Genomic DNA, 12,581 nt, shown 5'->3' with positions numbered 1-12,581 from the left:
GGCACCTGAAGTCAGAGCGTGGGGCACCCCCCTCCCGGCCTCCCCCACAAGGGGGGAGGTGAAGGAAGGGGTGAGGTGCGGGTGCGAAGCCGTCCGTTCTGCAGGCTCGATGTCATCAAGGCGACGGTCGGGACCCGGCCAGGGGGGACTCTGCAGCTCGAGGTGGCGCGGCACCATCTCGGGATGGGCCCCGGCCTTCGCCGGGGTGACACCGTGGATTTGGCTGGCAGGGGGCATCATCATGCCGCCGAATGCCGTTGTTCGCCGGGGGCGGGGACGGCGACGCCCTCGTCGGCATACTGGTTGAGCTTGTTGCGCAGGGTGCGGATCGAGATGCCGAGGATGTTGGCGGCGTGCGTGCGGTTGCCGAGCACGTGGTCCAGCGTATCGAGGATGAGGTCGCGCTCGACATCGGCGACGGTGCGGCCGACCAGGGAGCGGGAGATCGTCTCGGCGGCCTGGGCCGCCTGAGCGGCGACGGACGCGGTCCCGGCGATCTCGCCGAGGCCGGTTCCATCCGGCATGGCGATCGCCTCGGGACCGATGACCTCGCCGCCCGAGAGCAGAACGGCGCGGTGGAGGGTGTTCTCGAGCTCGCGGACGTTGCCCGGCCAGGGGGCTCTCAGCAGCGCGTCGCGCGCCTGGTCGGAGAGCACGCGGCGGCCGAGGCCGTTGGCCTTGGCGTATTTCTCGACGAAGTGCGCGGAGAGCGCGGCAATGTCGGCGGGCCTTTCGCGCAGGGCGGGAAGCCGCAGGTTGACGACGTTGAGGCGGAACAGCAGGTCTTCGCGGAAGCTGCCGTCGCGGACGGCCTCGGCGAGGTTGCGGTTCGAGGTGGCGATGATGCGGATGTCGACGGGCACCGGCTTGGTGCCGCCCACCCGATCGATCAACCGTTCCTGGATGGCGCGGAGCAGCTTGGCCTGCAGCCGCACGTCCATCTCGGAAATCTCATCGAGGAGGAGCGTGCCGCCCGAAGCCTCCTCGAACTTGCCGATACGGCGGGCGACGGCACCGGTGAAGGCACCCTTCTCGTGGCCGAACAGTTCGGACTCGAGCAGGGCCTCCGGGATGGCGGCGCAGTTGATCGAGATGAATGGCCGCGCCGCGCGCTTCGAGCGCGAATGCAGGTACTTGGCCATCACCTCCTTGCCGGTGCCGCTTTCGCCGGTGATCAGCACCGAGGCATCGGAGCCGGAGACCTGATCGGCAAGCTTGACGACGCGGGCCATGGCCGGGTCGCGGTAGAGGAAATCGGTCGACTCGCGGGCGACGGCGGCGATCACCGCCGAGATCAGCTCGGCATCGGGGGGCAGCGGGATGTATTCCTTGGCGCCGGCGCGGATGGCATTGACCGCTGCGGCCGCATTGCTCTCGGTCCCGCAGGCGACAACCGGGATGACGATGCGCTCGGCCTCGAGCCCGGCGATCAACCCGGCAATGTCCATCATCACGTCGACCAACAGCAGGTCGGCGCCGCGCCCGGCGCGGAGCGCAGCGAGCGCGATCTCGACGGAGGGGGCGTGCGCCACCTTGGCGCCGCCATCCATGGCGAGCTTGGTGGCCTCGGTGAGCTGGCCCTCGAGGGGCCCGACGATCAGGAGACGCATGGGAGTGCTCCAGAAACTGTGTGGTTGGCGGTCGGTAGTGGGCCGTCGGCAGTCGTGCCTGCGCATGGCTTTTCCGTGCCGGGACCTGCTCCGGCTGCCGACTGCCGACTGCCGATTGCCGATCCATGGAGGGCCAGATGAATGATCACTCTCAGGCCGCCTTGATGATTTCGGTCATGGTCACGCCCAGGCGGTTCTCGACGAGGACGATCTCGCCGCGCGCCACCAGCCGGTCGTTGACGTAAATCTCGACGGCCTCGCCGACCTGTCGGTCGAGCTCGACGACGGTGCCGATGTCCATCTTGAGCAGGTTGGCGACCGGCACCTTGGCACGGCCGAGGACGACCGAGATGCGCACCGGAACGTCGAAGACCGCCTCGAGGTCGGCGGCGGAGCGCTCGCCATGCGGGATCTGTCCGTCGCGTCCGGGGGCAGCCATTTCCTCAAGGGGAACGCCACCGCTCATGCCGCCGCTGCTCATGGTTCATTCTCCGTGGGGCCGCCCGCCGGGATGCCCCGGGCAGTGAAGTATTCCGCGATGCGTTCGTCGACCTGCGCCTCGAGGTGGCCGATGTCCCGGGCAAGGCCGCCGTCGGCCCACTCGAGGCGCGCATCGCCCGGGGCAATCTCGGGATCGCCGAGGACGACGAGACGACCCGAAAAGCCCGAAGCGGCGATGCGCTTCGTAGCGATGTCGCGCACCGCGTCGGCAAGCTCGGGCCGGCAGCGGATGACCAGATGCGGCACGGCATTGAGGCTGGCAAGGCAATCGACGATGAGCGCTTCGATCTCGGCCTCCGGCTCGCGGGCGATCAGCGTCGCGGCGAGCTTGCGGGCGATGGCGCGGGCGAGTGTGACCGATTCCCAGATCGCCTGGCGGCGCGCGTCGTCGATCGAGGCGGCCATGGCCGCCGCCTTGCCGGCCAGTTGCTCGGCCGCGGCGGTCAACTGCTTGGCAGCGCGGGCCGTGGCGCTCTGCTCGCCGGCGGCAAAGCCGGCGGTCTCGCCTTCCTTGCGGGCGGCGGCGAGCATCTGCGCGAGGCCCGACTCGGTCACCACCGAGTTGCGCTCATTGTGTCGGCCCAGATCGAGATCGAAGGTGAAGCGGGCAGGGGTGGCGCTCATTTACTGGATCATCGCCTCGTCGGCCTTGCCCTTGTTGATGACGATCTCGCCCTTGGCGGCGAGGTCCTTGGCGGTAGCGACGATCTTGCCCTGCGCCTCGTCCACGTCCTTGAGCCGCACCGGGCCCATCGCCTCCATGTCGTCCTTGAGCATCTTGCCGGCGCGGGCCGACATGTTGGAGAAGAACACGTCCTTGACGGTGTCGTTGGCCCCCTTGAGGGCGAGGCCGAGTTCCTTCTTGTCCATCTTCTGGATCAGGGTCTGGATGGCGCTCGACTCGAGCCTCGCCAGATCCTCGAAGGTGAACATCAGCGCCTTGATGCGCTCGGCCGCCTCGCGGTCGCGCTCCTCGAGCGTGGTGATGAAGCGCGCCTCGGTCTGCCGATCGAAGGAGTTGAAGATCTCGGCCATCTGCTCGTGGCTGTCGCGCCGCTTGGTGTGGCTGAGGGTGGACATGAACTCGGTCCGCAGCGTTGTCTCGATCTTGTCGAGGATTTCCTTCTGCACCGGCTCGAGCGTCAGCATGCGGTGCACGACCTCCATGGCCAACTCCTCGGGCAGGGCGGAAAGCACCTTGCTGGCATGGTCGGTGGCGAGCTTGGAGAGGACGACGGCGATGGTCTGCGGGTATTCGTTCTTGAGGTAGTTGGCGAGCACGTCCTCCTGCACGTTGGAGAGCTTCTCCCACATGTTGCGGCCGGCGGGACCGCGGATTTCCTCCATGATGGCGTCGACGCGGTCGGCCGGCAGGAAGCTCAGCAACAGACGCTGCGTGGTCTCGGAGTTGCCGGCGATGTTGCCGTTGGAGGAAATCGTGGTGACGAACTCGGCGAGCAGGGTATCGAGCATGTCCTGGGTGATGGGGCCGAGCCGCACCATGGCGCGGGAGAGCTGCCGGATCTCCATCTCGTCCAGTTCCTGCAGGATCGGCTTGCCGAAGTCCGGACCGAGGGCGAGCAGCAGGACGGCCGCCTTCTCGTCGCCGGCGAGGCTGCGCGAGTCGCCGCCGATGACCAGGTGGCGGCTGGTCATCTGCTGCTGCGCCGCGTTGGGCTGAAGTGCTGTGGCCGCGGCCATTCAGGTCCTCACGTTGCGGTCGAGAGCCAGTCGCGCACGATCAGCGCGGCCTGCTTGGGATTCTCGTCGACGAGATTGCCGACGGTCTTGAGCGTCTGCACCTGGGCCTCGCCGATCGACTTGGCGTTGCTCACCCAGGCGGGGACGCGCGACTCGGCGCCGCCTTCCTCCGGAAACTCGCCGCTTCCCGAGAGGTTGGGCAGCGTGGAGTTGACCTGGGCGGGGCCGAAATTGCCCGGACCGCCCATCCCGGGGCCGCCGATCTCGGCGCTCTGGGGCAGGGTCAATGGCGCCGCCTCGGGGGCGAGCACGCGCTTGAGCAGCGGGCGCATGACGAAGAAGACCAGCGCCAGGGCGATCAGCAGCGTCACGGCCATTTCCGCGGCGCTGATCAGGTCGTCGCGGGTGAAGTCGAACAGGCCCGGCGCCGAGGTGCCCTCGGCCGACACTTCCGGCCGGTCGGCGAACTGCATGTTGACGACCTGGACCTGGTCGCCGCGGGTCTCGTCGAAGCCGACCGCGGAGCGGACGAGGGCGGTGATCTGGTCAAGGTCGGCCTGGGCCCGTGGGGCATAGGTGGAGTTGCCGCTGGCATCTGTGGTGTAGATGCCGTCGACGACCACGGCGATCGACAGCCGCCGGATGCCGCCGGCTTCGGTCATCTCGGTGGCGGTGGTCTTGGAGATCTCGTAGTTGGTGGTCTCCTCGGTGGTCGAGCCCTGCTCGCTGGTGCCGCCGGCGCCGTTGTCCTGGGCGGCGCCGGGCAGCTCGTTGGCAACCGTCACCTGGCCCGCTTCGCCGGGACCGGTGGCGCTGTTGGCGAGCTCGCGCGACTGGGTCGAGCGGACGACCTGGCCATTGGGATCGAAGGTCTCGGAGGTGCGCGTGCTGCGGTTGAGGTCGAGTTCGGCCGAGACCTGCACCCGAGCGCGACCGGCCCCGACGACGTTGGCCAGCAGGTCCTCGACGCGGGTACGCAGGCGGTTCTCGACATTGAGGGTGCGTTCTTCGGTCTCGCCGGCGATGACGTCGTCGGGGCCGTTGCCGGCCCCGGAGGCGAGCAGCCGCCCGGTATCGTCGACCACCGAGACGCGGGTCGGGGTCAGCCCCTCGACGGCGGAGGCAACAAGGTGCTGGATGGCGCGAATCTCGCCCGCCGAGAGCTCGCCGCGCACCGACAGCACGATCGAGGCGGTGGGGTCCTTCTGCTCGCGGCTAAACAGCGCACGCTCGGGCAGCACCAGGTGCACGCGGGTCGACTTGATGCGGGCCAGCGAGGAAATGGTACGCGCCAGCTCGCCCTCGAGGGCGCGGACATTGTTGATGTTCTGCACGAAGCTGGTGGCGCCCAGGGTCGACTGCTGGTCGAAGATCTCGTAGCCGACCTGGCCGCGGGTCGGCAGGCCGTTTTCGGCGAGCGACATGCGGATCTGGGTGATCTGATCGCGTGGCACGAGGATCGATTCGCCCTCGCCGCGCAGCTCGAACGGCACGTTCTGGCCCTGCAGTTCGCGCACGATGGCGGCCGAATCCTCGAAGGACAGCCCGGTGTAGAGCGCCGCCATCGGCGGGGTGGAGGCACGCATGATGATGAAGCCGAAGAACCCCAGCATCAGCACCGCGATGACCGCCATCGCGGCAACCCGCGCCAACCCGAGTCGGTTGAAGACCTGCAGAAATGCGTTCACGCGGAAACCCGACCTGTCGCCTGTGCGGCGCGCGAACCAGCGCACCGAGCCCGATAGGCAAAAATTACCGAGCGGATGGTAAACAAGTTGTTAACCGCCTCTCGCAGAATGCAAATAGCCGGCAGAGATTGCCGGAGACGGTTAAGGAGGGATGAACATGGACGATCTCACGATCCTCGGGCGGGTGACCTCGATCAACGTACGCAAGGTGATGTGGACCGCCGACCTGATCGGCCTTGCCTACGAGAACGAGATCTGGGGCCTGCCGCACCGCGACCCGCGCGAGGCGGAATTCCTCAAGCTCAATCCCAACGCCCAGGTGCCGGTGATCGTCGACGGCGGGTTCGTGCTGTGGGAGAGCGGGGCGATCATGCGCTACCTCGCCGAGCGCCACCGCAGCGGCCTGTTCCCCACCGACCCGAGGGAGCGGGCGCGGGTCGACCAGTGGATGACGTGGCAGGCAACCGAACTCAACCCGCCATGGATGTACGCGGTGATGGCGCTGCTCAGGCGCAACCCGGCCTATGCCGATCCGGAGCGGATCGCCGACTCCCTGGCGCGCTGGACCATCGGGATGCGCATCCTCGAGGGGCACCTGGCGCAAGCGGGACGCTTCATCGCCAACGACCGGATGAGCCTCGCCGATATCGCAATCGCCCTATCGACGCACCGATGGGTGTCGACGCCGTTCGACAAGCCGGCACTGCCGGCCGTGATGGCGCACTACGAGGCGCTGAAGGGGACGGCGGAGGGGCGAAAGTACATGGGGGAAGGGACGCCGTAGCTGGGGCGCGGGGTCATTCGCGCGGGAATCCCGGTTTCGGCGGCGGGACAGGACAGGAAACGGAGGTCCCCGCTTTCGCGGGGATGACGCCGGGGTTGGGGCGCGGACCGGCCGGCCGGGGACGCCGTGGATGCCGCCTATTCACGGGGTCATTTCCGCGAAAGCAGCAATCCCGGTTTCGGCGGCGGGACGGGACAGGAAACGGAGGTCCCCGCTTTCGCGGGGATGACACCGGGGTTGGGGCGCGGACCGGCCGGCCGTCGCTTGCGCTCCGGCGTTCGCCGCTCAAATCGCTCCACCGGAGCGATTTGACCCTAGCGGGTCGCGGCTGGTCCCGGCCCTTCGCAGGGCTCAGGGCGTTCGGAACTCAAATCGGTCCACCGGACCGGTTTGCCGGGCCTTCCGGCCCGTCGTTCCTCACCCCTCGCGGTAGTGCTGGATCCAGGTGGTGCGCAGGCCGGCGAGGCCATGCTTGTCGATGGCGGCCTGCCAGTTGAGGAATTCATCGACCGAGAGGGTGTAGCGCTGGCACGCTTCCTCGAGGCTCAGCAGCCCGCCACGCACGGCCGCGACGACCTCCGCCTTGCGGCGGATGACCCAGCGGCGAGTGTCCTTGGGGGGAAGGTCCGCGATCGTCAATGGACTGCCGTCCGGACCGATCACGTACTTTACGCGGGGACGCATCTGTACGGTCATTGTACTCACTTACTCAACCTGACCACGTCCCCGACCCTAGCCCAACGCACTTAAAATTCGGCTAAGGCATTCCTTAGAATGCGTTAAAAGCCGGGGCTTCCGGGGTGGGGCGACGTTAACGCGCAACACGTAGGGGGCGTTTTCGGGTCGCTCAAGACTTGCGAACAAGTCGAGGCAAATTCACAATCCGTCAACCATGACCCAGACCAGGACGGGTGGCCGATGGCAAAGGACTATCCGGCGCTCAATGCGCACCAGCGCGACTTCATCGCGCGCCAGCACATCTTCTTCACCGCGTCGGCGGCCGCGGGCAGCCGCATCAACCTCTCGCCGCGCTCCACCGACCTGTTCCGGGTGCTGTCGGACAACGCGGCCTGCTATCTCGACCGTACCGGCAGCGGCAACGAGACGGCAGCGCACCTGAGGGCCGACGGGCGACTGACGATCATGTTCTGCGCCGTCGAGGGCCCGCCGCTGATCCTCAGGCTCTACGGCCGGGGGCAGACGATTGCGCGGGGTGGCGCGCAGTACGCGACACTGCTGGCCGAGCACTACGGCAATACCGAGCCGCTGGGGGCGCGCCAGATCGTCCGTATAGACTTCGACCTGGTGAAGACCTCGTGCGGATACGGCGTGCCGCTGCTCGCCTATGAGGGCGAGCGCGACACCATGGACCGATGGGCCGAGGCGAAGGGAGCGGACGGCCTTGCCGCCTACCAGCGCGAGAAGAACCTGCTCAGCATGGATGGGCTGCCGACCGGCCTGGGCGAATAGTCGGCCGGGTTCACCGATGGCGGGCGCTAGAGTGTGCCTTCCTCGCTCGTTGCGTCCGTGGCGGTCTTGCTGCGCACCGACAGCACGCTCGACAGGTTGACGCGGGCACCGCCGACGATCAGCACGGGCTCCGAGCCGGAGAAGTCGATGCCGGTGACTTCGCCGGTCATCTCGGTAGCCACGCTGACGAGATTGCCTTCGCTGTCGCGCGCCTCGATCTGCACCGAGTAGGTGCCGTCCGGCTTCTGCTTGCCGTCTGTGCCGATGCCGTCCCAGTTGAACACGCTCTCGCCTTTCTTGACCGTGCCGGCCTTGGTGAAGACGGTGTTGCCGTCCGCATCCTTGACGGTCGCGGTGATGCTCGCGTCCTTGTCGACGGCGAAGTGCCAGGTGGCCGCGCCATCGGCCAGTTCGGTGCGGACGCCCGAGGCGGTGACCATTTTGCCGATATAGCTCACCGCCTGGGAGTTGTTGGCGTTCTGGGTCGAGAGCATCATGGCTTCGAGGAAGTCGTTGGTCTTGAGCTGCTGTTCGACGCCGGAGAACTGCACCAGCTGCTGGGTGAACTGGTTGGTGTCGAGCGGATCGAGCGGGTTCTGGTTCCGCAACTGCGTGGTCAGCAGCTGCAGGAAGGTGTCGAAGTTCTGCGCGATGGTGGCGCGGGTGCCGCTCAGCGAGCTGGTGGACGTTGAACCGACTGCGGAGACTGCCATGGTGGCCTCCTATACGAACAGGTTGACGCCGCCGGCCGAGGCCGTGCCGCGGTAGACACTGGCCGGAACGGCCGCTTCGACGGTCTCGACGCCGGCGCCCGGGCTCGGGCCGGCGGAGCCGGAGTGCCGGTCGCCCCCCGCACCGTCGCCGAAGTCGCGGGCGAAGGGGTTCTGGCGCAGAGAGAATTCGAGATTGGTCTTGCCGGCATCGAGACCGGCCTGTTGCAGCGCCTGCTGAAGGGCGCGCTGGTCGCGCTGCATCAGGTCGAGAGTTTCGGAGCGTTCCACCACCAGGCGCGCATTGACCGTGCCGGAGCCGTCGAGGTCGAGCCGGACATCGATGCGGCCCAGTTCGGGCGGATCGAGCCGGATCTGGAAGCGGCTGTTGCCGGCCTCGACATGGCGGGCGAGCTCGAACGCCACCTGCGGCAGGTTGAGCTGCTGCACGGGGGCCTGGTAGGCGGCATGGATGGCCCGCGCCGTGGGAGCGGCAATCGCTCCGGCCTGGCCGGGGACCGTCGCCGTCGCCGGATCGACGGTTGCGGCGGCCGGGGCGGGCTGATCGGCGGGACGCACGGTCAGGCCGGCCTTCGCTTCGGGGGCGGGCTTGTCGTCGGGCCGCGCGTCGGGCGCCGGAGCGAGCCTGGGCGCGGCAGTCGCACCGTCATCGACCTGCGCGTCGGTGGCGTCATCGGCAGACGTCGCCAGTCCGACCGGCTCGAGGCTCGGTGCGGCGATCGGCTGCGTCGGCGGCAGGGTGGGCGTCGCGGGCCGGGGCGCCAGCGACGCGACGAGCTGCAGGAGGTCGCGATTGGTGGTCTCGCCCTCGCGCGGCACGCCCATGGCCGCAAGGACGGCATCGGGAACGTCGCCGACGGACAGGCGCTCGCCGAGGCCTGCGAGGGCCCTGGAGAGGGCCGGGGCCTGCGCCTCGAGCCGCGTCGCGAGGTCGGTCAGCGCGCCTCCAAGCCGCGCGAGGATTTCGGGCACAGGCCTCGCCTGCATGCCGGCCGGTGCCGGGGTGTCCGGGGTTTCGGCAGGTGCCGCGCCGCTTCCGTCCGCGGCTGGGGTGGTGCCGACCGGGGTGGTGGCCGAGACCTGGGACACGCCGTCCGGCGCGGCGGGCCCGGCAGCGGTCGGCTGCTGCGGCGGCAGCGGAATGCCGAGCAGGGCGGCCACCGCATCGAGGGTGTCGCCGAGCTTGTCCTCGAGCGCCGGATCGATGGGCCGGCCGGTCGCGAGGGCGTCGCTGAGGGCGGTGAGCGCGGCCGCGAGGTCCCGGATCAGGGTGTTGGCCGCTTCGCCATCGACCTTGCCGAGGCCGTCGGGCAAGGCAGACGGATCGGCGGCCGCCAGTTCGGGCAGTTCGGTCGCGACTGCCGTCAGCGAGGCGAGCAGGGGATTGTCCGCCAGTTCCTTCGGCAGCGCGATGCCGGCCTCGCCCGCCGCCTCGGTGAGCTGGTTGCCGAGCAGCGACAGCAAGGCGGCGAACAGGCCCGTGTCGGCGCCGCCGGAGGCAGCCTGCCGTTCCGCGATGACGCCGGTGGAAAGCTGCGGCGATGTGGCGGGAGAAAACCCGACCGAAACCGATGTCGACACTTACGCCTCGTGACACAATAGTCCGGCAAGAACGCTGCAAGCGCCGTGCCGGACGGCCAGCCCTGCAAAATCAGTGGCTTAGGTCAGGTCCTGCGCGGTCGGGCACGGCAGAATGCGCCGCACCCGGCAGTTCTTGCCGAGGCGGAGGCGCGTGACAGGGCAGGCGAAAGCGCCTATAGGGGCGCCGTCGGTTGGACCTTGACCCCTTCCTGACGAGGCTTTGAGATGAATTCGCTCGATGTGCCCAAGCGCCCCGAGGACACGCGCGTCGTGGTCGCGATGTCCGGGGGGGTCGACAGTTCCGTGGTGGCGGGGCTGCTCGCCCGCCAGGGCTATGACGTTGTCGGCATCACGCTGCAGCTCTATGACCACGGTGAAGCGACGCACCGCAAGGGCGCCTGCTGCGCCGGACAGGACATTCACGACGCCCGGCGTGTCGCCGCGCGGCTCGGCATTCCGCACTACGTGCTCGACTACGAGGAACGCTTCCGCAACGCGGTGATGGAGCCGTTCGCCAATGCCTACCGGCAGGGCGAGACGCCGGTGCCGTGCATTGCCTGCAACCAGAGCGTCAAGTTCGTCGACCTCATGGAGGTGGCGCAGGACCTCGGCGCCGACGTGCTGGCGACCGGGCACTATGTGCAGAGCCGGCTGGTCGAAGGCCGCCGCCGGCTGTTCCGGCCGGTCGATGCGTCGCGCGACCAGAGCTATTTCCTGTTTGCCACCACGCAGCCACAGCTGGATTTCCTGCGCTTTCCGCTCGGCGGGATGACCAAGCCGGCGGTGCGCGAGCTGGCGCGGGAGTTCGGGCTCGAGATTGCCGACAAGCACGACAGCCAGGATATCTGCTTCGTGCCGCAGGGCCGCTATGCCGACGTGATCAGGAAGATGCACCCCGAGGCGCTCGAACAGGGCGAGATCGTGCATCTCGACGGGCGGGTGCTCGGGCGCCATGACGGCATCGTCAACTTCACCGTCGGACAGCGCAAGGGGCTGGGGGTGGCGGCGGGCGAACCGCTCTACGTGGTCAAGCTCGAGCATCGCGCCAGACGGGTGATCGTGGGTCCGCGCGAGGCGCTGATGACCCGGACGGTGCGGCTCAGGGACGTCAACTGGCTGGGCGAGCGCGCACTGGGCGCGCTCGCGGCCGGCAACGGCCTGCCGCTCGAGGTCAAGGTGCGCTCCACCCGGCCGCCGCAGTCGGGCGCGGTGCACATGGCGGCCGGCGAGGTGTTCGTCACGCTGTTCGCCGGCGAGTACGGCATTTCACCGGGCCAGGCGTGCGTGTTCTATGCCGATGACAGCGAGACCGGCGAGGTGCTGGGTGGCGGCTTCATCGCCGAGGCGGTGCCGGCGGCGCTGGTGGCATAGGATGGGTCGGCGGGAGGGAGCCGACCGCAGCGGGGGGAGGATTGCCGTGTCGAAGGGTGGGATCATGCTGCGGGTGGGTTTGCTCGCAGTATCGCTGTGGGCGGTCCCGCAGCACTCCGGAGCGCAGGAAACGCTCGATCGCTGCGCCCTGATGGGCGAGATCGGCGAACTGATCATGCAGTTCCGCCAAAACGGGGCGGAGATGAAGGACCTCGTTCAGATCGAGAGGCTCTATCCTCCCAGCCTGCGGGGGATGGTCGAGGTGGCCAGCGAACTCGCCGTCCTCGAACCTCGCTACGAAACCGGAGAGGAGCAGCAGGCCGCGATCCTGCGGGTGCGGGATGGCATGCTGAGGCTGTGCCGACGGGAGCAGTGAAGACGCCGCTCGAGACCTCGAACCGCGAGGAGGCGCGAGCCGGTCGCCGCGGCAGGCCCTCTTCTGGACCTGCTAGTTCGCCGATGTCGCTTTCGCGGCGTCGCTGGCCTCTCGCAGCGCCTGGTAGTTGCCGAGCCCGCCCAGGAGGGCGGAGGCGATGTAGAGGGCGAGTAGCGCGCCCATGATCAACAGCACGATGCGCGCCGGGTTGAGGCGCCACCAGGGATTGCGGGGCGGTTCGGGATCTTCGGACATGCAGTTTGGGTAGACCGGCGCGGCGGCGGCGGCAAGAGGATTGCACCCGGCTCGACCTGGCTCAACCGGCCCCGCGAAAAAATCTCTGCACTCGGGCCAAGGAGGGCATCGGGAAGGGCGTCGTAGTCCTAAGATGCGACGCGAGAGTGTGTTCGGGTGCCACGGTCATTTGCCTTGATGCCGAAATTCTATGAGTCCCCCCCGCCGCGCCTTGCCGACGAGACGCTGATCGCCCGCGCGGTCGGCGGCGACCGCCGGGCCTTCGCGGACCTGGTGGCGCGGCACTACGACTTCATCTTCCGCACCGCCTGCAAGTGGTGCGGCAAGGCCTCGGACGCCGAGGACGTGGCGCAGGACGTGTGCGTCAAGCTCGCCTCGATCCTGAAGAGCTTCGACGGGCGCAGCGCCTTCACCAGCTGGCTCTACCGGGTGACGCTGAACGCGGTGCGCGACATGCAACGGGCCCGCTCGCGTCGGGGCAAGAATGTCGACCGGTATGCCGAGGTGGCGCCG

At 68.5% G+C, this 12,581-nt stretch carries 14 protein-coding genes; 5 read left to right on the top strand and 9 right to left on the bottom strand.

The genetic code is table 11. From position 1 onward, the window contains the following. Positions 1-239: 239 nt before the first annotated feature. The 5 genes from ACE3TU_RS12330 to fliF form a co-directional block, all read right to left on the bottom strand. Positions 240-1,610, bottom strand: a complete 1,371-nt coding sequence (locus tag ACE3TU_RS12330) for a sigma-54-dependent transcriptional regulator (RefSeq protein ID WP_374624560.1) — start codon at positions 1,608-1,610, stop codon at positions 240-242. A 151-nt stretch (positions 1,611-1,761) separates the two neighbouring features. Then, on the bottom strand, positions 1,762-2,076 hold the full coding sequence (fliN, locus tag ACE3TU_RS12325; RefSeq protein ID WP_374624564.1) for a flagellar motor switch protein FliN: 315 nt from the start codon (positions 2,074-2,076) through the stop codon (positions 1,762-1,764). Positions 2,077-2,087: 11 nt separating this feature from the next. After that, positions 2,088-2,735 (bottom strand): flagellar assembly protein FliH, encoded by a 648-nt coding sequence (gene fliH, locus ACE3TU_RS12320; RefSeq protein WP_374624558.1) that lies wholly within the window; start codon positions 2,733-2,735, stop codon positions 2,088-2,090. Next, a complete protein-coding gene (gene fliG / locus ACE3TU_RS12315) occupies positions 2,736-3,767 on the bottom strand; it encodes a flagellar motor switch protein FliG (protein WP_374624562.1) in 1,032 nt (343 codons plus the stop codon). A gap of 53 nt (positions 3,768-3,820) precedes the next feature. Then, entirely contained in the window at positions 3,821-5,500 is a 1,680-nt protein-coding gene (fliF, locus tag ACE3TU_RS12310) for a flagellar basal-body MS-ring/collar protein FliF (protein WP_374624556.1), read from the bottom strand. Positions 5,501-5,657: 157 nt separating this feature from the next. Between fliF and ACE3TU_RS12305 the strand changes: the two genes are divergently transcribed. After that, positions 5,658-6,284, top strand: coding sequence for a glutathione S-transferase family protein (locus ACE3TU_RS12305; RefSeq protein ID WP_374624554.1), 627 nt, complete (start codon positions 5,658-5,660; stop codon positions 6,282-6,284). Positions 6,285-6,701: 417 nt separating this feature from the next. On the opposite strand, the gene ACE3TU_RS12300 is transcribed toward ACE3TU_RS12305, so the two are convergent. Continuing rightward, a complete protein-coding gene (locus ACE3TU_RS12300; protein ID WP_055046067.1) occupies positions 6,702-6,980 on the bottom strand; it encodes a DUF1153 domain-containing protein in 279 nt (92 codons plus the stop codon). 222 nt (positions 6,981-7,202) lie between these two features. On the opposite strand from ACE3TU_RS12300, the gene ACE3TU_RS12295 reads away from it, so the two are divergent. Then, positions 7,203-7,754, top strand: coding sequence for a pyridoxamine 5'-phosphate oxidase family protein (locus ACE3TU_RS12295; protein WP_374624553.1), 552 nt, complete (start codon positions 7,203-7,205; stop codon positions 7,752-7,754). A 26-nt stretch (positions 7,755-7,780) separates the two neighbouring features. On the opposite strand, the gene ACE3TU_RS12290 is transcribed toward ACE3TU_RS12295, so the two are convergent. Further along, positions 7,781-8,467, bottom strand: coding sequence for a flagellar hook assembly protein FlgD (locus ACE3TU_RS12290; RefSeq protein ID WP_374624551.1), 687 nt, complete (start codon positions 8,465-8,467; stop codon positions 7,781-7,783). A 9-nt stretch (positions 8,468-8,476) separates the two neighbouring features. After that, positions 8,477-10,066: a flagellar hook-length control protein FliK gene (locus ACE3TU_RS12285; RefSeq protein ID WP_374624549.1), complete on the bottom strand. Its 1,590-nt coding sequence runs from the start codon at positions 10,064-10,066 to the stop codon at positions 8,477-8,479. 225 nt (positions 10,067-10,291) lie between these two features. On the opposite strand from ACE3TU_RS12285, the gene mnmA reads away from it, so the two are divergent. Together mnmA and ACE3TU_RS12275 are read left to right on the top strand one after the other, a co-directional pair. After that, complete coding sequence (gene mnmA, locus ACE3TU_RS12280; protein ID WP_374624547.1) at positions 10,292-11,437, top strand: tRNA 2-thiouridine(34) synthase MnmA; 1,146 nt, start codon at positions 10,292-10,294, stop codon at positions 11,435-11,437. A gap of 46 nt (positions 11,438-11,483) precedes the next feature. Next, positions 11,484-11,813 (top strand): hypothetical protein, encoded by a 330-nt coding sequence (locus tag ACE3TU_RS12275; RefSeq protein ID WP_374624545.1) that lies wholly within the window; start codon positions 11,484-11,486, stop codon positions 11,811-11,813. A gap of 72 nt (positions 11,814-11,885) precedes the next feature. On the opposite strand, the gene ACE3TU_RS12270 is transcribed toward ACE3TU_RS12275, so the two are convergent. After that, complete coding sequence (locus ACE3TU_RS12270; protein WP_374624544.1) at positions 11,886-12,068, bottom strand: hypothetical protein; 183 nt, start codon at positions 12,066-12,068, stop codon at positions 11,886-11,888. Between the two features lie 177 nt (positions 12,069-12,245). On the opposite strand from ACE3TU_RS12270, the gene ACE3TU_RS12265 reads away from it, so the two are divergent. After that, on the top strand, positions 12,246-12,581 hold a 336-nt coding region (locus tag ACE3TU_RS12265; protein ID WP_374624542.1), incomplete at its 3' end, for an RNA polymerase sigma factor.

This window comes from Devosia sp. (genome assembly GCF_041917035.1).
Classification (GTDB): domain Bacteria; phylum Pseudomonadota; class Alphaproteobacteria; order Rhizobiales; family Devosiaceae; genus Devosia_A.
The sequence above is the reverse complement of the archived record's forward strand: the minus strand, read 5'-3'. Positions and strand labels throughout refer to the sequence as shown.

What these genes read in the sequence shown, in the direction of transcription:
- ACE3TU_RS12330 (WP_374624560.1), bottom strand. Translation starts at nt 1,610, where the DNA reads ATGCGTCTCCTGATCGTCGGGCCCCTCGAGGGCCAGCTCACCGAGGCC.
- ACE3TU_RS12300 (WP_055046067.1), bottom strand. Translation starts at nt 6,980, where the DNA reads ATGACCGTACAGATGCGTCCCCGCGTAAAGTACGTGATCGGTCCGGAC.
- mnmA (WP_374624547.1), top strand. Translation starts at nt 10,292, where the DNA reads ATGAATTCGCTCGATGTGCCCAAGCGCCCCGAGGACACGCGCGTCGTG.
- fliN (WP_374624564.1), bottom strand. Translation starts at nt 2,076, where the DNA reads ATGAGCGGTGGCGTTCCCCTTGAGGAAATGGCTGCCCCCGGACGCGAC.
- ACE3TU_RS12290 (WP_374624551.1), bottom strand. Translation starts at nt 8,467, where the DNA reads ATGGCAGTCTCCGCAGTCGGTTCAACGTCCACCAGCTCGCTGAGCGGC.
- fliH (WP_374624558.1), bottom strand. Translation starts at nt 2,735, where the DNA reads ATGAGCGCCACCCCTGCCCGCTTCACCTTCGATCTCGATCTGGGCCGA.
- ACE3TU_RS12305 (WP_374624554.1), top strand. Translation starts at nt 5,658, where the DNA reads ATGGACGATCTCACGATCCTCGGGCGGGTGACCTCGATCAACGTACGC.
- fliG (WP_374624562.1), bottom strand. Translation starts at nt 3,767, where the DNA reads ATGACCAGCCGCCACCTGGTCATCGGCGGCGACTCGCGCAGCCTCGCC.
- ACE3TU_RS12270 (WP_374624544.1), bottom strand. Translation starts at nt 12,068, where the DNA reads ATGTCCGAAGATCCCGAACCGCCCCGCAATCCCTGGTGGCGCCTCAAC.
- ACE3TU_RS12295 (WP_374624553.1), top strand. Translation starts at nt 7,203, where the DNA reads ATGGCAAAGGACTATCCGGCGCTCAATGCGCACCAGCGCGACTTCATC.